The sequence below is a fragment of the Agromyces atrinae genome (assembly GCF_013407835.1).
Lineage (GTDB): Bacteria > Actinomycetota > Actinomycetes > Actinomycetales > Microbacteriaceae > Agromyces > Agromyces atrinae.
The window spans coordinates 1,721,385-1,742,937 of sequence record NZ_JACCBI010000001.1; the positions used below are offsets into that span (position 1 = coordinate 1,721,385).

21 protein-coding genes are annotated in these 21,553 nt (G+C 68.6%); 10 read left to right on the plus strand and 11 right to left on the minus strand.

Features of this window, described 5'->3' with window-relative positions; genetic code table 11:
- Positions 1 to 11: 11 nt before the first annotated feature.
- The 3 genes from BJ972_RS08225 to BJ972_RS08235 all read right to left on the minus strand — a co-directional run bounded on the left by BJ972_RS08225 (position 12) and on the right by BJ972_RS08235 (position 3,314).
- A complete protein-coding gene (locus BJ972_RS08225; protein WP_129173977.1) occupies positions 12 to 1,355 on the minus strand; it encodes an ABC transporter substrate-binding protein in 1,344 nt (447 codons plus the stop codon).
- 76 nt (positions 1,356 to 1,431) lie between these two features.
- Positions 1,432 to 2,241, minus strand: coding sequence for a carbohydrate ABC transporter permease (locus BJ972_RS08230; protein WP_129174076.1), 810 nt, complete (start codon positions 2,239 to 2,241; stop codon positions 1,432 to 1,434).
- Between the two features lie 143 nt (positions 2,242 to 2,384).
- Positions 2,385 to 3,314: a carbohydrate ABC transporter permease gene (locus BJ972_RS08235; protein WP_129173975.1), complete on the minus strand. Its 930-nt coding sequence runs from the start codon at positions 3,312 to 3,314 to the stop codon at positions 2,385 to 2,387.
- A 137-nt stretch (positions 3,315 to 3,451) separates the two neighbouring features.
- On the opposite strand from BJ972_RS08235, the gene BJ972_RS08240 reads away from it, so the two are divergent.
- Positions 3,452 to 4,540: a LacI family DNA-binding transcriptional regulator gene (locus BJ972_RS08240; protein WP_241830767.1), complete on the plus strand. Its 1,089-nt coding sequence runs from the start codon at positions 3,452 to 3,454 to the stop codon at positions 4,538 to 4,540.
- A 32-nt stretch (positions 4,541 to 4,572) separates the two neighbouring features.
- A complete protein-coding gene (locus BJ972_RS08245; RefSeq protein ID WP_129173973.1) occupies positions 4,573 to 4,914 on the plus strand; it encodes an NIPSNAP family protein in 342 nt (113 codons plus the stop codon).
- Positions 4,915 to 5,059: 145 nt separating this feature from the next.
- On the opposite strand, the gene BJ972_RS08250 is transcribed toward BJ972_RS08245, so the two are convergent.
- The 3 genes from BJ972_RS08250 to BJ972_RS08260 all read right to left on the minus strand — a co-directional run bounded on the left by BJ972_RS08250 (position 5,060) and on the right by BJ972_RS08260 (position 8,247).
- Positions 5,060 to 6,415, minus strand: a complete 1,356-nt coding sequence (locus BJ972_RS08250) for a CotH kinase family protein (RefSeq protein WP_129173971.1) — start codon at positions 6,413 to 6,415, stop codon at positions 5,060 to 5,062.
- A 264-nt stretch (positions 6,416 to 6,679) separates the two neighbouring features.
- A complete protein-coding gene (locus tag BJ972_RS08255; RefSeq protein ID WP_129173969.1) occupies positions 6,680 to 7,555 on the minus strand; it encodes an aldo/keto reductase in 876 nt (291 codons plus the stop codon).
- A 53-nt stretch (positions 7,556 to 7,608) separates the two neighbouring features.
- Positions 7,609 to 8,247: a ScbR family autoregulator-binding transcription factor gene (locus BJ972_RS08260; RefSeq protein ID WP_129173967.1), complete on the minus strand. Its 639-nt coding sequence runs from the start codon at positions 8,245 to 8,247 to the stop codon at positions 7,609 to 7,611.
- Positions 8,248 to 8,373: 126 nt separating this feature from the next.
- Here BJ972_RS08260 and BJ972_RS08265 point away from each other — a divergent pair, with 126 nt between their 5' ends.
- Positions 8,374 to 9,543, plus strand: a complete 1,170-nt coding sequence (locus BJ972_RS08265) for an adenosylhomocysteinase (protein ID WP_129173965.1) — start codon at positions 8,374 to 8,376, stop codon at positions 9,541 to 9,543.
- A gap of 10 nt (positions 9,544 to 9,553) precedes the next feature.
- A complete protein-coding gene (locus BJ972_RS08270; RefSeq protein ID WP_129173963.1) occupies positions 9,554 to 10,240 on the plus strand; it encodes an IclR family transcriptional regulator in 687 nt (228 codons plus the stop codon).
- A 10-nt stretch (positions 10,241 to 10,250) separates the two neighbouring features.
- On the opposite strand, the gene BJ972_RS08275 is transcribed toward BJ972_RS08270, so the two are convergent.
- Positions 10,251 to 10,544 (minus strand): DUF4287 domain-containing protein, encoded by a 294-nt coding sequence (locus tag BJ972_RS08275; protein WP_129173961.1) that lies wholly within the window; start codon positions 10,542 to 10,544, stop codon positions 10,251 to 10,253.
- A gap of 126 nt (positions 10,545 to 10,670) precedes the next feature.
- On the opposite strand from BJ972_RS08275, the gene BJ972_RS08280 reads away from it, so the two are divergent.
- The 4 genes from BJ972_RS08280 to BJ972_RS08295 all read left to right on the plus strand — a co-directional run bounded on the left by BJ972_RS08280 (position 10,671) and on the right by BJ972_RS08295 (position 14,355).
- Positions 10,671 to 11,486 (plus strand): shikimate 5-dehydrogenase, encoded by an 816-nt coding sequence (locus BJ972_RS08280; protein ID WP_129173959.1) that lies wholly within the window; start codon positions 10,671 to 10,673, stop codon positions 11,484 to 11,486.
- Positions 11,487 to 11,540: 54 nt separating this feature from the next.
- Complete coding sequence (locus BJ972_RS08285; protein WP_241830766.1) at positions 11,541 to 12,323, plus strand: SDR family NAD(P)-dependent oxidoreductase; 783 nt, start codon at positions 11,541 to 11,543, stop codon at positions 12,321 to 12,323.
- A gap of 124 nt (positions 12,324 to 12,447) precedes the next feature.
- On the plus strand, positions 12,448 to 12,732 hold the full coding sequence (locus BJ972_RS08290) for a hypothetical protein (RefSeq protein WP_129173955.1): 285 nt from the start codon (positions 12,448 to 12,450) through the stop codon (positions 12,730 to 12,732).
- A gap of 177 nt (positions 12,733 to 12,909) precedes the next feature.
- The gene (locus BJ972_RS08295; RefSeq protein WP_129173953.1) at positions 12,910 to 14,355 is read left to right on the plus strand and encodes a sugar porter family MFS transporter; all 1,446 of its coding nucleotides are present in this window, start codon (positions 12,910 to 12,912) and stop codon (positions 14,353 to 14,355) included.
- Between the two features lie 10 nt (positions 14,356 to 14,365).
- Here BJ972_RS08295 and BJ972_RS08300 read toward each other — a convergent pair whose 3' ends face one another.
- Entirely contained in the window at positions 14,366 to 15,169 is an 804-nt protein-coding gene (locus tag BJ972_RS08300) for a siderophore-interacting protein (protein WP_129173951.1), read from the minus strand.
- A gap of 42 nt (positions 15,170 to 15,211) precedes the next feature.
- Positions 15,212 to 16,261 (minus strand): helix-turn-helix transcriptional regulator, encoded by a 1,050-nt coding sequence (locus tag BJ972_RS17665; RefSeq protein ID WP_129173949.1) that lies wholly within the window; start codon positions 16,259 to 16,261, stop codon positions 15,212 to 15,214.
- Positions 16,262 to 16,403: 142 nt separating this feature from the next.
- On the opposite strand from BJ972_RS17665, the gene BJ972_RS08310 reads away from it, so the two are divergent.
- Positions 16,404 to 17,060 carry a TetR family transcriptional regulator gene (locus BJ972_RS08310; protein ID WP_164989903.1) on the plus strand — a complete coding sequence of 219 codons (657 nt, stop codon included), beginning with the start codon at positions 16,404 to 16,406 and terminating at the stop codon, positions 17,058 to 17,060.
- A gap of 98 nt (positions 17,061 to 17,158) precedes the next feature.
- Here BJ972_RS08310 and glpK read toward each other — a convergent pair whose 3' ends face one another.
- On the minus strand, positions 17,159 to 18,676 hold the full coding sequence (gene glpK, locus BJ972_RS08315; protein WP_129174072.1) for a glycerol kinase GlpK: 1,518 nt from the start codon (positions 18,674 to 18,676) through the stop codon (positions 17,159 to 17,161).
- Positions 18,677 to 18,724: 48 nt separating this feature from the next.
- Positions 18,725 to 20,440 carry a glycerol-3-phosphate dehydrogenase/oxidase gene (locus BJ972_RS08320; protein WP_129173945.1) on the minus strand — a complete coding sequence of 572 codons (1,716 nt, stop codon included), beginning with the start codon at positions 20,438 to 20,440 and terminating at the stop codon, positions 18,725 to 18,727.
- A gap of 116 nt (positions 20,441 to 20,556) precedes the next feature.
- Here BJ972_RS08320 and BJ972_RS08325 point away from each other — a divergent pair, with 116 nt between their 5' ends.
- Positions 20,557 to 21,516 carry a sugar-binding transcriptional regulator gene (locus BJ972_RS08325; protein ID WP_129173943.1) on the plus strand — a complete coding sequence of 320 codons (960 nt, stop codon included), beginning with the start codon at positions 20,557 to 20,559 and terminating at the stop codon, positions 21,514 to 21,516.
- Positions 21,517 to 21,553 lie beyond the last annotated feature (37 nt).

Consider the following 21,553-nt stretch of genomic DNA (forward strand, 5'->3'; position numbering starts at 1 on the left):
GGGAACCCGACTTACTCGGAGACGGTGAAGCCCTGCTCCGAGCCGTACTTGATGTTCTGGGCCTGCCACTCGGCGAGACCCTCGTTGATGTCGCCCTTGTTCAGGTACGACTGTCCGACGGTGTCGGAGTAGATGCTGTTGGCGTAGGCCTGCCACGGCAGGTACTCCCAGCCGGTCGAGACCGAGTTGGCCGCGTCGACGAGGACCTCGTTGATCTTCTGGCCGCCGAAGTACTCCGACTCGTAGTTGAGGAACTCGTCCGACTCGAGGTCGGCGACCGTGGCGGGGAAGCCACCGCTGGCGAGGAACACGTCGATCGAGTCCTGGCTGGCGTTCAGCCACTGCAGGAAGCCTGCGGCGAGTGCCTTGTTCTTCGACTGCTCGAGGACGACCTGCGAGCTGCCGCCGTTCTCCGCCGTGGTGGGCTCGCCACCGTCGTAGGTCGGCATGGGAGCTACGCGCCACTTGCCCGCACCGTCGGGAGCGGAGGACTCGAGCACACCGGGCATCCAGGCGCCGATGGGGAGGCTCGCGATGGTTCCGTCGCTCAGAGCCTGGAACCACTCGTCGCTCCATCCGGGGATGGCGCCGAGGAGGTCGTTCTGGAGCAGCGTGTTCCAGGTGTCGGCCCACTTCTTCGAGCCCTCGTCCTGGAGGTTGACCGTGACGGTCTCACCCTCGGTCTGGAAGGGGCGTCCGCCGGCCTGCCAGATCATGCTCGTGCCGAAGCCCGCGTCTCCACCCGGGTCGTTGGTGATGTACTTCGTCGGGTCGGCGGCGTGGATCGCCTCGCCCGCGGCGATGTACTCGTCCCACGTGGTCGGGACCTCGATGCCGAGACCCTCGAACACCTCGGTGTTGTAGAAGAGGGCCATGGGGCCCGAGTCCTGCGGGAGGCCCCAGATGCCGTCATCCGTCGTGACCGCACCCCAGGTGGAGGCGGTGTAGAGCGACTCGTGCTCGGCGAAGCCGTACTCGGTGAGGTCGACGAGCGCGCCCGGGAGGACGAACTGCGGAAGGGACTGGTACTCGAGCTGAGCGACGTCGGGCGCGCCGGAACCGGCGGTGATGGCGTTCTGCAGCTTGAGGTTGTGGTCGGCAGCTGCGGCGGTGTCGACGAGCTTGACGGTGACGTTCGGGTAGGCCTCTTCGAACGCGGCGACCTGAGCCTCCGCCGACGGGGTCCACGTCCAGTACGTGATCTCGCCGCCCTTTTCGAGTGCAGCCTCGATCGAGTCGGCGCTGGCCTCTCCGCCGCCGTTGTCGCCCGAGTCGGCCGAGCAGGCAACGAGGCTGACTCCGAGGAGGAGAGCCGTGGCACCGGCGGCAACCCGGCCGATGTTACGTGTCTTCATGCTGTGGTGTTCCTTCCGCTTCTTCTTTGAGGGGGTGTGGGAGATAGGGGTGTGTCAACGATCGGCAGGCTCTCCGTCACTGCTTCACGCCTCCTGCGCTGAGCCCCGACTGCCAGAACCGCTGCAGCAGGAGGAACGCGACCACGATCGGGACGATCGTGAGGAGTGATCCCGTCAGGACCAGGTTGAAGATCGGGTCGGCCCCGACCCCCGTACCCTGCAGGTTCCACTGCTGGAGACCGATCGTGAGCGGGAAGAGGTTGGGCTCGCTCAACATGATGAGCGGCAGGAAGTAGTTGTTCCAGGTGGCGACGATCGCGAAGAGCGCGACGGTCACGATGCCGGGAGCGAGGAGGCGGATCGAGATCGTGAAGAACGTGCGCAGCTCGCTCGCTCCGTCGACCCGGGCGGCCTCGAGGATCTCGGTGGGCACCGAGTCGGCCGCGTAGACCCAGATCAGGTAGAGGCCGAACGGCGAGATGAGCGACGGGATGATGATCGCCCAGATCGTGTTCGTGAGGCCGAGCTGGCTGAACATGAGGAACGTCGGCACCGCGAGGGCCGTGCCCGGAACGGCGACGGCGCCCAGGATGACGGCGAAGATCGCCTTCTTGCCGGGGAAGTTGTACTTCGCGAGTCCGTAGCCGCCGAGCGTGGCGAGGAGCGTCGCGCCTCCCGCGCCGAGGACGACGTAGAGGAGCGTGTTGCCGAGCCAGCGGACGAAGATGCCGTTGTCGTACGTCAGCGTCTGGGCGACGTTCTCGAAGAAGACGAAGTCTCCCGAGAACCACAGTCCGAAGGTGCTGATGAGGTCGGCCTGCGTCTTCGTCGAGTTGATGAAGAGCCAGACGAGCGGCAGGAGCGAGTAGATGATGAACAGCGACATCGCGATCGTGAGGATGATCGAACGCTTGCTGCGGTTCGGGCTGCGGTCGCTGCGATCGAGGTCGGGGCGACGGAGCGTCGTGAGACGCTTGCGGCGGGGGGCGCTGGCGCCCCGGGAGTCCTGGGTGACGACGGCCTCGGTGCTCACGAGAGCTCCTTCCGGTTGCCGCGAAGTTGCACGACATAGGCGATGATCGCCGTGATGAGGCCCATGATGATCGCGATGGTGGCTGCGTAGTTGTACTGCTGGCCGACGAAGCTCAGGTTGTACGCGTACATGTTCGGCGTGAAGTAGGTGGGGATGAGGTTCGGCACGATCGTCTTGAGGATGTTCGGCTCGTTGAAGAGCTGGAAGCTTCCGATGATCGAGAAGATCGTGGCGATGACGATGGCGCCGCGGAGCGCGGGGATCTTGATCGACCAGAGGATGCGGAACTGGCCGGCGCCGTCGAGGCCCGCCGCCTCGTAGAGGTCGGGCGAGATCGTGCGAAGCGCCGAGTAGAAGATGAGCATGTTGTAGCCGACGAACGACCACGTGACGATGTTTCCGATCGCGACGAGGATCCACTGCTGGGTGAACGGCGTCACGAGGTCGAAGCCGACGAACGAGTTGATGTTGCCCGCGAGGCCGAGGCGCTCGGAGTACATGAAGCCCCACATGAGCACCGCGACGACGGCGGGAACCGCGTAGGGAAGGAAGATGCCGATGCGGAAGAAGCTCGAACCGTGGAGGCGGCCGCTGTCGAGCGCGAGGGCCGCGACGAGGGCGAGCACGAGCATGACCGGCACCTGCACGACGAGGAAGATCGCGACGCGCAGCGCGCCGTCCCAGAACTTCGGGTCGCCGAACGCCTGCAGGTAGTTCTCGAAGCCCACGAACGAGTTGCCGCCGATGAGCTGATCGCGGAAGAGGCTGAGGTAGATCGAGTACGCGAGCGGCGCCAGGAAGACGAGCGCGAAGACGACGAGGAACGGCGCCATGAATCCGAGCCCCGCGAGGGAGGTGCGGAACTGGGTGCGTCCCGGGCGGCCCCTGCGTCGGACGGGCGGAGGTGGTGCAGTCGTTACGGACATCGTTGTCAAGCGCTCTCTGTCAAAATGTTTGCGTAAACATCGTTGGTGATGTGAGCGTAACATGTTTACGTAAACACCGGTCAAGCTACGATCTGGTAACGACGACGTCCGAGCGAGTTTGAGGGGGGAACGTGAACATGGCTCCGATCCACGATACGTCGGCCGAGACGGTCGACGAGCCGCGCGGAGATCGCCGACGGCGCAGTCACGGCACGATGACCGCGCGCGCCGCGTCGATGAGCGATGTGGCCCGCCTGGCCGGCGTGTCGAGCCAGACCGTCTCGCGCGTCTCCAACAACAGCGACAGCGTCACGACCGAGACGCGCGACCGGGTCGTCGCCGCGATGAACGAACTCGGCTACCGCCCGAACAGCGCAGCGCGCGCCCTGAAGAGCGGCCGATTCCACTCCATCGGCGTGCTCATGTTCACGCTCGAGACCCTCGGAAACATCCGCACACTCGACGCCATCGCCGTCGCGGCGGCCGAGAAGGGCTACTCGATCGACCTCATCTCAATGCTCGATCCGAGCACGGGAACCATCTCCACCGCCCTCTCCCGTCTCGACGAAGAGGCCGTCGACGGCATCATCGTGATCCTCGAGACGCACGAGCTCATGGAGAGCGCGATCCACTTCCCCACGCGCATCCCCGTCGTCATCGTCGACTCACAGCTGCGCAAGGACTACCCGTCGGTGAACGCCGACCAGGAGCAGGGCGCAGCCCTCGCCGTGCGCCACCTCCTCGACCTCGGCCACCCCACGGTGTGGCACGTCGCCGGCCCCGAAAGCTCCAACTCGGCATCCATGCGCGAGGCGAGCTGGCGGAACATCTTGCAGTCCGAGGGACGCACGGTTCCCCCCGTGCTCCGCGGAACGTGGGGCGCCGACTCGGGGTACCGCGCGGGACTCGAGATCGCCGCGAACCCCGACATCTCGGCCGTCTTCACGGCCAACGACCAGATGGCCCTCGGCGTGCTGCGCGCGCTCCACGAAGCGGGCCGCCGCGTGCCGGAGGACGTGAGCATCGTGGGCTTCGACAACACCGAGGAGTCGGCCGAGTACTGGCCTCCGCTCACGACGATCCACCAGGACTTCGCGGGTGCGGGAGCACAGGCGATGAGCCTCCTCTTCGACGCGATCGAGGGCCGCGAGGTGCCCTCGGGCGTACGCACGCTCTCGACCGATCTCGTCGTGCGCCAGTCGACGGGGCCGTACATCGCCCGCTGAGGGCGCCTCTGTCGAATCCGTAGGATCGTCGCATGATCACCATCCACCTGCGCTACGAGATCGACCCGAACCAGGTCGAGGCCTTCGAGCGGTACGGCCGTATCTGGATCCGCCTCGTCGAGCGCTTCGGCGGGGTGCACCACGGGTACTTCCTGCCGAGCGAGGGCGACAACGACGTGGCATACGCGCTCTTCACGTTCGAGTCGCTCGCGGCGTACGAGCAGTACCGCATCGCTGCGGCGAGCGACGCGGAGTGCCTCGCGGCGTTCGAGTTCGCCCGCGAGACGGGTTGCATCCGCCGCTACGAGCGCCGCTTCCTCTCCCCCGTCTTCGCCGACGACACGGGCGACACCGCGCACCGCCGCCTCCCCTAACCCGTGCCCGCGGGCCACAGCCCGCTGCCCGCGCCCGCCTTATCCGCGCCCGCCTGTCCGTTCTGGCGGATGACGCGGGCGACGCGCCGCGCGACGGCCCGAAGCCACGGCGTGTCGCCGGAATGTCCGCCGGAACGGTCAGCACTCACTCGACATACGCCCGGATCCCGGCCGCCTCGCTCTCGAGAGTCGAGACCCCGATGAGGTCGGAGGCCTGGTCGCCCAGCACCGCGACCCACGCGTCGATGATCGCGCTCGCCTGCCCTGAGTCGACGAGACTCGATTGCAGTTCGGCGACCGCGGCGTCGTAGAGCGCGCTGAAGCCGGGGTCGGCGAGGAACCGCTCGGCGAGCACGTTCGACGAGTCCATGCCGCCGGCAGCACCACCCGGCGCGGCGCCTGCCCCGCGGGTGTCGTCGCCCACCGGCATCCCGCCCTGCCCGTCCCGCGCACCGCCCTGAGCCGCGCTACCCGGAGCCGCACCGCCCTGACCCGCGCCACCCTGACCCGCGCCCTCCTGCCCACCCCCGTCGCCCGGGGATGATCCGAACGCGAGGTTCAGGTCCCAGTTGACGACCTCCATGAGGCCCGTCGCCGGGTCGTAGTAGAGGTACGAGTTGTTGCCCGGCCCCGAGATGTCGTCGAAGTTGTCGACGAGGTCCTGGAAGGCGAGGTAGGTCGCGAACGATTCGACGTCGAGGTGCTCTCCGAGTTCGGCGGCGAAGGTCTCGTCATCGGACTCGTTGATGAACTGCAGGAAGTCGATGAGCGGCGTCAGGTCGTCGTCGCCCGCCTTCTGCGTGAAGACGTCGGTGTAGGCCGCCGCGTCGTCGCCCCGGTAGCTGTAATCGCCCCTGCTGTCGGCCTTGTAGAGCAGCCCGTCCGTGCCGAAGACCTGGTCGACCCACTCCTCACCGGGGTTCTGCACGACGAGCCGGAGCGTCGCGTCCGACCCGTTGACCGAGAAGCGCGTGGCGACGGCTTGCTCGGCGGCGAGCCCCGACGCATCGAGCAGGTCGAGGGCGACGGCCTCGTTGAGGGATGACTCCGAGCTGTTGCCGCGCACGACGAACTCGGTCTCGCCGTCGAGGTTCTGCCCGTCGACGAACTCGTCGAGGCGGATGATCCACGGCAGCGTCACGGGGTCGCTGTCGACGCTCGCGCCGCGGAGGCTCGAGTTGCCCTTGAGCTTCAGGCCGATGTTCTCGAACGTCTCGCCGTCGATCGTGACCGTGCCGCTCACCCAGACCTTTTCCCCCGAGTCGAGGTAGGTCGAGAGGGCTTCGTCGAGAGCGTCGTCCGAGAGCTCGACCGAGATGGTGTGCACCGTGCCCGAATCCCAGAAGTCGCCTGTCGTCTGGAGGTCGACGGCCGAGACGGCGGTCGATGATGCGTCGGTCGTCGGGGTGATCGCGGTGCAGCCCGCGAGGGAGCCGACGACGAGGAGGGAGCCGGCGGCGAGGAGCCCGGCGCGGTATCGGATGCGTGTGGTGATCGTCATCCGTCGAGTTGACCGCCGCACCCTCGGGCGTGACCCTCGATCGCCTATGCGTCACCGATCGACGACGTGAGCATCGCCCGAACGCGAACGGGGAACCCGCCCGGAGAAAGAGCACGGGCGGCGCATCCCCCCCGGAACGCGCCGCCCTGCATGCGAGAAGCCTCAGCATGTGCCAGGGACAGCTTAGAGACCGATCGGTCGGTTCTCAACCACGGCGCATCCGGCGTCACAGTGCGACGCGTCCACGTCACAAAACTGCGCTGACTACGCGTCGGGGATCTCGCGGCCGAACGACTCGAGGGTGATGGCCTCGGGCTCGGGCCCGCCGCGCACGCCGGTCTCGAGAGCGTCGATCTGGGCGAGCTCGTCGGCGCTCAGCTCGAAGTCGAACACGTCGATGTTCTCGGCGATGCGCTCGGGCTTCGTCGACTTCGGGATGACCTGGCGACCCTCCTGGATGTGCCAGCGCAGCATGACCTGCGCGGCCGACTTCCCGTACTTCTCGCCGATCGAGAGGATGACAGGCTCGTCGAAGCTGCGGCGAGCCGAGTCGCGGTACGACGTGATGCCGCCGATGGGCGACCAGGCTTGCGTGAGGATGCCGTGTTCGTCGCCGAACTGCTGCACCGTGCACTGTTGGAAGTAGGGGTGGACCTCGATCTGGTTGACGGTCGGCACGACGCTCGTCTCGTCGAGCAGGCGTTCGAGATGGTCGACCATGAAGTTGCTGACGCCGATCGCTCGCACGGCACCGTCGGCATAGAGCTTCTCGAGGGCGCGGTACGCACCGAGCGTCTTCTCGAACTCGCCGGGCAGCGCCTGGTGGAGGATGAGGAGGTCGAGCTGCTCGACACCGAGCTTGCCGGCGCTCTTCGTGAACGAGTGGAGCGTCTCGTCGTAGCCGTAGTCGCTGATCCAGATCTTCGTCTCGATGAATACCTCGTCACGGGCGAGGCCCGATGCGGCGATCGCGTCGCCGACTCCGCGCTCGTTGGCGTAGGCCGCGGCGGTGTCGATGTGGCGGTATCCGACCTCGAGGGCCGACGTGACGGCCGCGGTGGTCTCGTCGGGCGGGGTCTGGAAGACGCCGAGCCCGACGACGGGGATGCGGACGCCGTTGTTCAGGGTGAAAGTGTCCATGCCTGAACGCTACGCGCCCCGTCGCGGCGGGCGGGAGTGCCTGCCAGTACCTCTCAGGCTCGCGGCACGAGACGTTCGAGGAGCGCCTCGGCCTCGCCGCGCCGGTCGACGGGCACGACGGAGCGCAGCAGGAACCACCACAGTTCCCGCACCCTGTCGACGATGTCGACGCGCGCGGTGAAGAGCTCCGAGACGAGTTGCACGCCCGTGAAGGCGGGGACGATGAACCGGGCGAGCACGGCGGGGTCGACGTCATCGGCGAGCCAGCCCTCTGCCCGCGCGCGCGTCGCGAGCACGACGAAGAGGTCGATCCAGTCCTCGTAGGGCGAACGCAGAGGCGCGTCGAACGCCGACGTATCGGTCGTGAGGCGGATTCCGGCGCGCACGACCGGGTCGGAGACGAGGAGTTCCGCCAAGTCGATGCTCACGAGCACCATGTGCTCGATCGCCGGTCGCGGCGTTGCGAGGATCGCGTTGCTGCCCGCGCGCGCGATCTCGTGCTGGCGCTCGATGACGGCGCGCGCGACCTCGTCCTTCGTCGCGAAGTGGAAGTAGAGCGCGCCCTTCGCGACGCCCGCACGGTCGAGGATGTCGCTGATCGACGCACCACCGAAGCCGACGCGTTCGAACACTTCGGCCGCGCCGACGATGATCTTCGCCCGGGTGATGCGTGCGCGTTCTTGCTGGACCATGTGCCTCCGACTGAGCCCCGTCCGTCCCCCGATCTGCGACAACCGTACTCCGACCGGATGCCGACGGCGAGTCAACGCTCGGTTTTCATAGGTGATATTTTCTCTCGCATATGAAACACTCGCTGCATGACTGATCTCGACTCGGGCCGCGCCCGCACCGCATGGATCCGCTCGCGCATGCCGCTCCTCGCCAATGCGCGGCGCACCTTCTCCGAGACGCGTCCTTTCGAGGGTCGACGCGTCGGCATGTCGCTGCACATCGAACCGAAGACCGCCGTCCTGCTCGAGACCCTCGCCGCAGGCGGCGCCGAGATCGTCGCGACGGGCAACCACGGCTCGACGCAGGACGACATCGTCGCCTTCCTCCGCTCCCAGGGCATGACCGTGCACGGCCGACGCGATGACTCGTTCGACGATCACCTCGCGAACGTCGCGGCCGTCGCCGACTCGCATCCCGACATCCTGCTCGACAACGGCGCCGACCTCGCCGCGCACGTCATCCGGTCGGGTGCAGCGAGCAGCATCATCGGCGGCACGGAGGAGACGACGTCGGGCGGGCTGCGCCTGCGCGGGGAGCTCGCGGGGCAGGTGCCGTTCCCGGTGATCGTCATCAACGACAGCATGCTGAAGGCGATCGGCGAGAACCGGCACGGCGTCGGGCAGTCGGTCGTCGAGTCGATCATGCGCATCACGAACCTGATGATCCCCGGCCGGCGCTTCGTCGTCGCGGGCTACGGCTGGTGCGGACGCGGCATCGCACAGTACCTGCGCGCGTTCGGCGGCAAGGTCGCCGTCGCCGAGGTCGACGAGCTCAAGGCGTTCGAGGGCGCGCTCGACGGGTACCGTGTCGGAGCGCTCGACGACCTCGCCGAGTGGGGCGAGGTGTTCATCACCGCGACGGGACAGCCGGGAGTCATCGGCGAGGCCGTGTTCGATCGCCTCGCGAGCGGCAGCATCCTCGTGAACGCCGGGCACTTCCCGTGGGAGATCGACACCGAGGCGCTTCGTCGCGACTCCGAGTCGTCCGAGATCGACCAGGCGATCGAGGTCGTCCGCCGACCCGACGGCCGCGAGCTCGTGCTCATCGCGGGCGGCCGCATGGTCAATCTCGCAGGCCCCTCGCCGCGCGGCAACTCGCTCGAGGCGATGGACCTCGGGTTCCTCCTGCAGTCGCTCTCGCTCGAACGCGTGGCGACGGCGCCCGAGAGCCTCGGCGCGGGCGCCCACGGCGTCCCCGACGACATCGAGCGCACGATCGCCCGCGCCTTCCTCGCCGCGCTCGGGGCCGATCGTTAGACTCCGCTCGATGGCCGACCCGCAGAACGACTACTCCGCGCCCGCACTCGAGAAGGCGCTCGACATCCTCGAGCTGCTCGCCGACGAACCCGCGAGTCTCTCGCAGACGCTCGTCGCCGAACGCGTCGGGCGCTCCGTCGGGCAGATCTTCCGCGTGCTCACGACGCTCGAACGCCGCGGCTACGTGTTCCGCGACCCGGCGACCGGCGGCTACACGCTCTCGACGGCACTGTTCGACCTCGCGCACCGACAGGCACCGCTCCGCGGACTGATCGCCGCGGCCGCCGAACCCCTTCGCGCCCTCGCGGCCGAGACGGAGCAGTCGTGCAACCTGGGAGTCGCCGAGACGGGGACTGTGCGCATCATCGCGCAGGCCGAATCCCCCGCCGACTTCGGCTTCACCGTGCGCGTCGGGGCGGCCTTCGCCCTCGACTCCGCCTCGGGTGCCGTGCTCGCGGGCGAGTCGCGCGCCGCGGCCGAGATCGCCGAACTCGGCTATCACGCGCGCACCGACCCGTTCAACGCGGCGGTGACCGACATCGTCGCGCCCGTGCGGCGAGGAGACCGCGTCGTGGCGGCCCTCACCGTTCCCTACGTCGCCACGTCGTACAGTCGGCGTTCGCACGCCGAGGTCGGTGCCGCCGCCGCTGCCGCCGCGCTCCGCATCACGGAGCGGCTCGGCGGTTCGGCCGGCTGATCGTTCGGTTTCAGTCGCGCGGCTTCGAGGCGACGCCGTCGAGCCACAGCGTGTCGGAGGCGTCGCTGTGCACTCCCCCGGAGTTCACGTGCTTCGCGTCGATGACCGGCCCCTTCTTGATGACGTGCACGAGCGCCATGGCGTGCCCGCGGCCGAGGTCGTAGTCGTCCTTGAGCCAGGCGACGATGACTCCGGCCTTCACGCTCGGGTCGTCGAAGCCCTTCTGCTTGGCTCGTTCGACGATCTGGCGCGGCGTCAGCCCCGTCTTGTTCTCGATTGCGTCGAGATACGCCTGAAACGACATCTGAACACCCCTTCGTGGCCGTTTTCTCGCGCGCCGTGAGCACGCGTGACGAGATTCTATGGCTGCAACCGCTGAGGCCGCATCCCCTTTTTTCGAGCATCGAAGACGGTCTGGCACACTGGCGGCATGCCCATCCTGAACAAGGACATGTCGGTCTGCATCTCGCTCTCGGCGCGCCCGTCGAACCTCGGAACCCGCTTCCACAACTTCCTCTACGACGAGCTCGGCCTGAACTTCGTCTACAAGGCCTTCTCGACGGATGACATCGAGGGCGCCATCCGCGGGGTCCGGGCGCTCGGGTTCCGCGGCTGCTCCGTATCGATGCCCTTCAAGGAGGCCGTCATCCCGCTCGTCGACATCGTCGAGCCGTCGGCCGCCGCGATCGAATCGGTCAACACGATCGTCAACGACGACGGAGTGCTCCGGGCATCGAACACCGACTACGAGGCCATCGCCGCCCTCATCGCCTCCAACGGGCTCGCGCCGACCGATCGCGTCCTCGTTCGCGGTTCGGGCGGCATGGCGAAGGCCGTCGTCGCCGCCTTCCGCGGCGCGGGCTTCGACCGCGTGACGGTGCTCGCGCGCAACGAGGCCGCAGGCCGCCGCCTCGCCGAGAAGTACGACTACGAGTGGGTCGGCACCGAGCCCGAGCACGTCGCCGACATCATCGTGAACGTCACCCCGATCGGCATGGCGGGAACGGATGCCGACGAGCTCGCCTTCTCGGAGGCGCAGATCGAACGCGCCGACACGGTCTTCGACGTCGTCGCCTTTCCCGCCGAGACGCCGCTCATCGCGGCCGGCCGCGCACGCGGCGCTCGCGTGATCACGGGCGCTGAGGTCATCGCCCTGCAGGCCGCGCGCCAGTTCGAGCGGTACACGGGCGTGCTCCTGACCGACGACCAGATCACCCGAGCGTCGGAGTTCTCCCGCGCCGAGTGAGGGATGCACAGCCCGACGACGCATGATGGTACCTCACGCCGAGATCGGAGCACCATGCGCGACTACACCGGAACCACCGCGATCGTCACGGGGGCGAGCGCCGGACTCGGCGTCGAGTTCGCGCGGGCACTCGGCGGGCGGGGCGCGAACCTCGTGCTCGTCGCCCGCCGCGGCGACCGCCTCGAGACCCTCGCGGAGGAGCTTCGTGACGCCCACGCCGTCGACGTGCACACTCTCGCGCTCGACCTCGCGTCGCCCGAGGCGACCGAGACTCTCGTCGCCTTCGTACGCGAGAAGGGCCTCACGATCGACTCGCTCATCAACAACGCGGGCTTCGCGACGCACGGCGAGTTCATCACGACCGACCCTGCGCGACTCGACGAGGAAGTACGTCTCAACGTCGGCGCCGTCGTCGCCTTCACCCGCGCGTTCCTGCCCGAGATGACGGCGTCGGGCCGGGGCGTGCTCGTCAACCTCGCGAGCACGGCGGCGTTCCAGCCCGTTCCGCTCATGGCGGTGTACGGCGCGACGAAGGGCTTCGTGCTCGACTTCACGCACGCCCTCGCCTACGAGACGCGCCACACCGGGCTCCGCGTGACGGCGCTCTGCCCGGGCGCCACGAAAACCGAGTTCTTCGACATCGCGGGCGACGGCGCCCGCGTCGGCGACTTCGCCGTGCCGTCCGAGGTCGTCGCCGTCGCGATGCGCGCCCTCGACGCGCGCCGCACCCCGTCGAAGATCGTCGCCGGCGCGAAGAACAGCATCAGTTCGGCGATCGCACGTGTGCTCCCGCGCGGCCTCGTCACCCCCGTCACCGCGCGGCTCATGGCGGAGTGACGCCCGCGACGCGCGCGGGATGACCCTCATCGCCGAGAGCGAACCCCGGCCTGCGGGCTTGCGATCATCCGCGCATCTCGGAAGAGTGGGCCACTCGCCGAGCCCAGTACAGGAAGGGAGCATCATGCTCACACTCACCGAAACTGCCAGCACCGTCGTCAAGACGATCATCGCCAACGAGAGCGAGGCAGGCAACGGCGGACTCCGCATCAACGCGGACGCCGTCGGCGGCACGCAGTTCACGGTCGCCGTGACCCCCGCCCCGGAGACGACCGACGCGGTCGTCGAGCACGACGGAGCACGCGTCTTCGTCGGCGAGAACGCCGTCACGGCGCTCGACGACAAGATCCTCGACGCGCAGGTCGGCGACGACGGATCGGTCAGATTCGCCATCACCGAGGCCGCGTAGGCCTCGCACCCGCACTTCCGAACGGGGACCCGCCAGGCGCGGGTCCCCGTTCGTGCGCCCGGTGCAGACGCCGGTCGAGTACTCCGCGCGACACGCTCGCGCAACCCCGCAACGGATGAATGACACGGAGCCTTCGCAGGAATAGGGTGTGCCTACCGACGGCGGAAGGACTCCCCCATGAACACGCAACGGCGCGCGAGCAACGGTAAAGTCATCGGACTCGCGACGGCCGGCGCCGTCGGCGGGTTCCTCTTCGGATTCGACTCCTCCGTCGTCAACGGAGCGGTCGATCCCATCGAGAAGCAGTTCGATCTCGATCCGACGCTCACGGGCCTCGCCGTGGCGAGCGCCCTCATCGGCTGTGCGATCGGAGCCTACTTCGCGGGGCGCATCGCCGACCGCTACGGCCGCATCCCCGCCATGGTCATCGGCGCCATCCTCTTCCTCGTCTCGTCGATCGGGTCGGGCCTCGCCTTCTCGGTGTGGGACCTCATCGGTTGGCGACTCGTCGGCGGCCTCGGTATCGGTCTCGCGTCGGTCATCGCGCCGACGTACATCGCCGAGATCTCGCCCGCCCGGCTGCGCGGGCGATTGGCGTCGCTGCAACAGCTCGCGATCGTGACGGGCATCTTCGCCGCCCTGCTCTCCGACGCGCTCTTCGCCAACGCCGCGGGCGGCGCGGGTGAACCCTTCTGGCTGTCGTGGGAGGCCTGGCGCTGGATGTTCCTCGTCTGCGCCGTGCCCGCGATCGTCTACGGCGGCATCGCACTGACTCTGCCCGAATCGCCGCGCTACCTGCTGCTCAAGGAGCGCGACACCGACGCGCGCGACGTCCTCGAGCGCATCGGCGGCACGCACGACCCCGACGAGGCGATCGCCGAGATCAAGGCCGACATCGCGAAGGACAAGCAGAACGAGGCGACAGCGACCCTCAAGGGTGCGGCCCTCGGGCTCAAGCCCATCGTCTGGGTCGGCATCGCGCTCAGCGTCTTCCAGCAGTTCGTCGGGATCAACGTCATCTTCTACTACTCGACGACGCTCTGGAAGTCGGTCGGCTTCGACGAGAGCGCGTCGCTCACCATCTCGGTCTTCACGTCGGTGACGAACATCGTCGTGACGCTCGTCGCCATCGCCCTCGTCGACCGCATCGGCCGCCGCATCCTCCTCCTCATCGGTTCGGTGGGCATGACGGTCTCGCTCGCGACGATGGCGATCGCGTTCAGTCAGGCCGAGATCGTGAAGGACGCGCCCGTCCTGCCGGATGCCTGGGGACCGATCGCCCTCGTCGCCGCGAACGTCTTCGTGATCTCGTTCGGCGTCTCGTGGGGCCCCGTCGTCTGGGTGCTGCTCGGCGAGATCTTCCCGACGAAGATCCGCGCCCGTGCCCTCGGCGTCGCCGCGGCGGCCCAGTGGATCGCGAACTTCGCGATCACCGTGTCGTTCCCGCAGCTCGCGGGCATCTCGCTCGTGCTCACCTACGGCCTGTACGCGCTCTTCGCGGCACTCTCGTTCGTGTTCGTCTTCACGTTCATCCCCGAGACGAAGGGTGTCTCGCTCGAGGAGGCCGGTCGGCTCGTCGGCGGTCGCATCAAGCGCGCACCGGTGAAGGTGCCGACCGAGTAGCGGGCGACGCTCAGCCCTCGGGGAAGATCTGGCCGATCGGCTCGCGCTTCTCCGCCTGGAAGCGGTCCTCGGTGCGGCCGCGGGCCCAGTAGCCCGAGAGCGAGACCTGCGCGCGCTCGAGGCCGCGCTCGTCGAAGAGGTGCCGGCGCAGCACCTTCATCGACTCGCGCTCGCCGTGGGCGAAGACGTCGACGTGACCCTCGGCCCAGTCGAGCGAGCGGATGACGTCGGCGAGGCGATCCGTCGAGGGCTCGTCGCCCGTGAGCCAGCGCACCTCGACACCCGCGGGCGCCGTGAGCGCGATGACGTCGTCGACGGTGTCGGCCTCGATGAGGGCGGTGCCGACGGCGTCGGCGGGAAGCGCCTCGAGCGCCGCGGCGATCGCGGGAAGACCCGCGAGGTCGCCGGCGAAGAGGTACCAGTCGGCGTCGGGGTTCGGCGCGTAGCCGCCACCCGGCCCGGCGATCGTGATGGTCGCGCCGGGCTCGACGCGCGCGGCCCAGGGCCCCGCGATGCCCTCGTCGCCGTGGATGACGAAGTCGATGTCGATGACGCGACGATCGTGGTCGACGCTCCGCACGGTGTAGGTGCGTCGGACGACGTCACCGGCGGGCTGCGTGAAGTGCAGCTTGACGTACTTGTCGGTCTCGGGGCGATCCTCGAAGGCGTCGAAGCCCTCGCCGCCGAGCGTCACACGCACGAGGTGCGGTGAGACCGAGCGGCGGTCGATCACCTCGAGCTCGAGCTGCGGCTTGGGCCGGCGCACGGGCCGGTCGGCGGGCGGGGTCGTGGGGGTGGCGTTCGCGTCAGACATCCCTCACCACGCTACCCGCCTCCGGAGCACCCCTCGCCGGAATCAGGCGGATCGAGCCACGGTGAGACCCGCGATCGCGGCGTCGCGGTAGTCGGAGGGCGTCACACCGTGGCGGCGGAGGAAGTGCGCGCGGAACGTGTTCGAGTTCGTGAACCCGGCGATCATCGAGATGTCGTAGACCGAGAGGTCGGTGCGGGTGCGCAGCAGCTGCCGCGCGGTCTCGATCCGGCGGTCGGCGACGAGCCCCGCGATGCCGCCCTCGGCGTCGGAGAAGTAGCGGTAGAGCTGACGTCGACTGAGGTTCAGCAGGCGCGCGATCGCGTCGATCGTGAGGTCGGGGCGTCGGTGGTGCCGGTCGATCAGGTCATGGACGGCGGCGCGCACGACGACGGAGCGGTCCTCAAGCGGCCGGGTGCGACGTGAGACCTGCGAGACGAGACTGCGTACGAGGTCGACGAGGGCGAGCTCAGCGTCGGGCCCGACCACGGCGCCGGAGAGTGCGCAGGCTTCGTAGATGAACGCGTCGATGTACGTCATCGCGGCGCGCGTGAGGGCCGTGTCGGGCAGGGGCTCACCGATCGCGGCGAGGAGGTCGCGCTCGGCGATGCCGAGGAGGTCGAGGGGAACGGCGATGCCGCTCGGTTCGTTGACGCCGGCGTAGTCGACGACGAACGGCTGGGTCGTGAGCACGAAACTCACACGACGGTCACCCACGGGCGTTCGGCTACCCGGACCCTGACGCAGTTGGACGGTTCCGCGGCGCTGCGAACCGATGACGATCGACGCCCGACCGTCGCGGTCGATGTTCTGCACGGTGCGCGTCGCCGTGACATCGGTCTGCAAGCGCGCGAAGAGAGCGATCGACCCGAGTCGGCAGTCGAGGGCGACCGCGCGAAACCGTCCGGCGGGGAGCGCCGAATAGTCGGCGATCCGCGAGATGGCGGAGAGCTTGGCGAGCCCGTCGGCCCCGGCGAGGAAGGTCAGGCGGGACGGATCGGGAGCCGAGGCGACGTTCGAACCGCGGAGTCCGCCGAGTCGCGCGAACCAGGTCGACAGCTCGTCGGGGGTGAAGTCGCGCGACGACGAGGCCACGGGCGCCTGCCTCTCCCGACCGCGGCGGCCGTCACCCGGCACTCGACTAGACGATCGTCTAGGCGAGACTATCGATCGTGCGCCGAGACTTGCAATCGCGGCCGTCGTCACACGCTCGAACGGGGTCGTAGTGTGACTGAGTGTGGCGAAGCCCTCGAATCTCAGCGCAACGCAGCGACGGCTGCTCGATGCGGCATCGCTCGAGATCCTGGAGCGCGGCTACTCGGCGTCGACCCTCGCCTCCATCGCGGCGCGACTCGGAATGACGAAGGGGGCGTACGCCTACCACTACCCGTCGAAGCGGGCCATCGCGGTCGCCCTCATCGACCACCAGATCGCCCTGCTCTCGCTCTCGAACGAGCAGGCCCGGGCAACGTACGAGGGCGGGGGCCTGCGCGGCCTCATCGACGTCATCCTCATGATCGGTGAGAACAACGCGGTCGACCCCATCTACGCCGCCGCGTCGACGGTGGGCGTCGACCCCGTCGCTCTCGACCTCGCGCTCCCCGACACGTTTCCGTTCTGGCGCGACATCGTGGAGTCGTATCTCGTCGAGGGGATCGCGCTCGGAGAGGTCGATCCCTCCACGAACCCGACGGAGGCGGCGGGCGACTTCCTCACGACGATGATCGGGCTCGCGTTCGTGCAGAGGCGGAAGCACCGATCGTTCGGAAGCCAACCGCTCCGGTTCCTCGCCGTATCGCTCCGCCTGGCCGGCGCCCTCGCACCCGAACCCCTCATCGACGAGGTCGTGCGCGCGCGCCACCCGATAGCGCCCGACGCCCCGCGACGCGGCTAACCGCCCGACGCGCCGGTTTGTGACCGGTTGATGTCGGTACTTCGGGAGCAGAACGACATCAACCGGTCACAAACCGGGGAGATGACGGGCGGTGAAGCTCAGCGCGAGTCGGCGTCGACCCAGTCGAGCGACTTCGAGATCGCCTTCGCCCAGTTGCGGCGGTGGCGGGCGCGTTCGTCCTCCGAGATCGACGGCTCGAATCTCTCGTCCTCGCGCCACTTCTCGCGGAGTTCGTCGCGGCTCTCCCAGAAGCCGACCGCAAGCCCCGCCGCGTAGGCGGCGCCGAGTGCCGTCGTCTCGACGACCTCGGGGCGGACGACCGGAACACCGAGGATGTCGGCCTGGAACTGCAGCAACAGTTCATTGGCCGTCGCTCCCCCGTCGACGCGCAGCTCGGTCAGTTCGACGCCCGAGTCGGCATTCACGGCGTCGACGACGTCGCGCGTCTGGTGCGCGATCGCCTCGAGAGCCGCACGGGCGAGGTGCGCCCGGTTCACGAAGCGCGTGAGACCGACGATCGCACCGCGCGCATCGGCACGCCAGTACGGCGCGAAGAGTCCCGAGAACGCGGGCACGATGTAGGCGCCGCCGTTGTCGTCGACGCTCCGCGCGAGCTCCTCGATCTCGGATGCGCTCTGGATGATGCCGAGGTTGTCGCGCAGCCACTGCACGAGCGACCCCGTGACGGCGATCGAGCCCTCGAGGGCATAGCGCGCGGGCTCGTCGCCGAGCTTGTAGGCGAGGGTCGTGATGAGCCCGTTCTCGGACGAGACGATCTCGGTGCCCGTGTTGACGATGAGGAAGTTGCCCGTGCCGTAGGTGTTCTTCGCCTCGCCCGCCTCGAACGCGGCCTGGCCGAACGTCGCCGCCTGCTGGTCGCCGAGGATGCCGGCGACGGGGGTCTCCCGCAGCAGGCTGTGGCTCTCGACGTGCCCGTAGACCTCCGACGACGAGCGGATGTCGGGCAGCATCGACCGCGGGATGTCGAAGGCCTCGAGCAGCGCGTCGTCCCAGTCGAGGGTGCGGATGTCCATGAGGAGCGTGCGCGACGCGTTCGTCACGTCGGTCGCGTGAACACCGCCGTCGGCGCCGCCGGTCAGGTTCCACAGCACCCACGTGTCGGTCGTGCCGAAGACGAGCTCGCCGTCATCCGCCGCCTCTCGCGCGCCGTCGACGTTGTCGAGGATCCAGCGGATCTTCGACGCCGCGAAGTAGGTCGCGAGCGGCAGGCCCGTCGTCTCGCGGAACCGGTCGACGCCCTCGTCGGCCGCGAGTTCGTCGATGAGGTCCTGCGTGCGGGTGTCCTGCCAGACGATCGCGTTGTAGACCGGCTCGCCCGTCGCGCGGTTCCAGACGACCGCGGTCTCGCGCTGGTTGGTGATGCCGACGGCCGCGATGTCGTGGCGCGTGAGGTTCGCCTTCGAGAGCGCCTGGCCGATGACCTCGCGCGTGTTGTTCCAGATCTCGCGCGGATCGTGCTCGACCCAGCCCGCGCGCGGGAAGATCTGCTCGTGCTCGAGCTGACCCGTCGACACGATCGAGGCGGCCTTGTCGAAGATGATCGCTCGCGTCGACGTCGTTCCCTGGTCGAGGGCGATCACGTAGTCGCCTTGCACCTCTGCGTGCACGGTGGTCCTTTCAGCCGCGAGCGGCGGGGTGTGGGCTCAGAGAGCGCGGGCGGCCTCGTCGGCCGTGAACGTCAGTCCGTGCTGCTCGCCGAGGAAGCGGATCGCCTCGGCGACCTCGTCGCGTCGGTGCTCCGCACTCCAGTCGAGCGCTCCGCCCACGATATCGGCGAGCTCCTCGAGAAGGGAACGGTCGAGTGCGCCGACGAAAGCGAGGCTCGTGCGGCGCAGCACGACGTCGAGCAGGTGCACGACGCGTTCGGTGCTCGCGAGCCACTCGATCTCGCGGCGCGTGTAGGTCGGTGCTCCCTCGAGGGGCTCGTCGTCGCCCTCGACGAGGTACTCGATGACGGATGACGCGCGCGTGCCGTATCGCTCGAGGAGCGCGTCGGCCCGCTCGCGGCCGATCTCGTCGCCGTGCGACGTCGTCCAGACGCGGCGCGCCGACTCGGTCGCGGGGTATCCGGCGCCGCCGCCGATCGCGAGGCCGTCGGTGCTCGTCGTGCGGGTGCGACCGAGCAGCCCGAGCACGTCGTTCGCGAGGTGCTCGGCGAGGGCGCGGAACGTCGTCCACTTGCCGCCGACGATGCTCACGAGCGGGGTACCGCCGGCGAGCTCGCCGCGCTCGAGACGGTAGTCGCGCGAGACGAAGCCGGGCGCCTCGTCCTCGTGGCGGGGCAGGGGGCGGACGCCCGCGAAGCGGAAGACGATCTGCGAGCGGTCGACGGCGATCGAGGGGAAGACGTGCTTCACGAGCTCGAAGAAGTAGTCGACCTCGGTCTCGGTGCACCGGATCGGCTGGGTCATGTCGTGCTCAAGGTCGGTCGTGCCGACGAGCACGCGGCCCTTGAGCGGGTAGATGAGCACGATGCGACCGTCGCTGTGCTCGAAGAAGATCTCGCGGCCGCCCGTCGCGGCGAGCAGCTCGGGGTTGTCGAGCACGACGTGCGAGCCCTTCGTGCCCCCCATGAAACGGCTCGCGGTGCCCATCGCGTCGTTCGTGAGGTCGGTCCAGGGGCCCGACGCATTGATGACGACGGAGGCCGAGAAGTCGAACTCTTCGCCGGAATCGGTGTCGCGGAGTCGCACTCCGGCGCTCGACGCACCGACGGCGGAGACGTAGTTCGCCGCGCGGGCGTTCGCACCCGCGGCGAGGCCGTCGGCGAGCACGTCGAGGGCGAGACGCTCGGGATCGTGCATCGAGGCGTCGAAGTAGGTCGCGGTGTACTTCAGCGACGGGTCGAGGCGGGGAAGCTCGGCGAGCGCCTTCTTCCGCCCGACGAAGCGGTGGCGGGGAACCGAACCGCCGTCGCGCGAGAACGAGTCGTAGGCCGCGAGGCCGAGCTTGATGAGCACGGCGCCGCGCTCCTGCGGCTTGCCCGAGCGGTGGGTCAGGAAGCGCAAGGGGGCGCTCAGGATTCCCGAGAAGGTCGAGTAGATCGGGATCGTCGTCTGCAGTGGCTTCACGTAGTGGGGCGCGGTCTTCAGCAGCGCGTTCCGCTCCTGCACCGATTCGCGCACGAGTCGGAACTCGCCGTTCTCGAGGTAACGGATGCCGCCGTGGATCATGTGCGACGACGCCGCCGACGCTCCCGACACGAAGTCGCCGCGGTCGACGATCGCGACGTCGACACCCTGCAGGGCGAGATCGCGGAACGTCGCGATGCCGTTGATGCCCGCGCCCACGATGAGCACGTCGGCGCGGGGCCGGTCGCGGAGGGTGTCGAGGTCGGTGCGGGCTGAGGTGTGAGCCATGGTGATCGTCTCTGTGTGCGGTGCGGGGAGGCAGTTCGGGGAGCGTGCACAGACAACTCTTCCGTGCGCGGTGGAGAAGTTGCAAGCCGGGTGCACATACGTGCACACTGGCACGCATGCCATCGCCCGATGCCCCGGAACGCACCCGTGATGCTCTCAGAGCAGCGCACCTCTATTACATGCAGGACCTGACGATGGAGGCCATCGCCTCGGAGCTGCACACATCGAGGTCATCCGTCTCACGCATGCTCGCTTTCGCGAGGGAGACGGGCCTCGTCGACATCCAGATCCGCTCCCCACTCGAAGTGCCCGGACGTCTCGCGGCGGCCGTGCGAGCGCGATTCGGCGTCACCGCTCACGTGATCCCCGTGCCCGACTCGACGAGCGACGTCGATCGGCTGGAACGCGTCGCGCTCTCCGCTGCACGAACGCTCACGAGCTTCGTCGATTCCAACATGTCGCTCGGCATCGCCTGGGGCTCGACCGTGAGCGCGATCAGCCGTCATCTCACCCCGAAACCCACTCACAATTCGTCGATCGTGCAGCTGAACGGCGCGGGCAACACGCAGACGACGGGCATCGCCTACGCGAGCGAGATCCTGCACCGGTTCGGCTCGAACTTCGACGCCGACGTGCAGCAGTTCCCTGTGCCCGCGTTCTTCGACGACCCCGCGACGAAGCAGATGATGTGGCGGGAGCGCTCGACGCGGCGCCTCCTCGACATCCAAAGCCACCTGGACATCGTGCTCTTCGGTGTGGGCTCCCCGCTCGCGGAGGTGCCGAGCCGCGTGTACATGGGCGGCTACCTCGACGAACCGGACTACTCGGCTCTCGTCGACGACGGGGTCGTCGGCGACATCGCGACGGTCTTCTACCGCGCCGACGGGTCGACGAACGGCATAGCGATGAACGCCCGCGCGAGCGGGCCGAGCTTCGAAACCCTTCGCCGCGCGCCACGCCGCGTGTGCGTCGTCGCCGGCATCTCGAAGCTCCCGAGCCTCCAGGGCGCTCTCGCCGCCGGACTCGTGACCGATCTGTTCATCGACGAGACGACCGCGCGGGGCCTCGTCGCCTGAATGGCGATGCCGCCCCCGCTCCGGGAGCGGGGGCGGC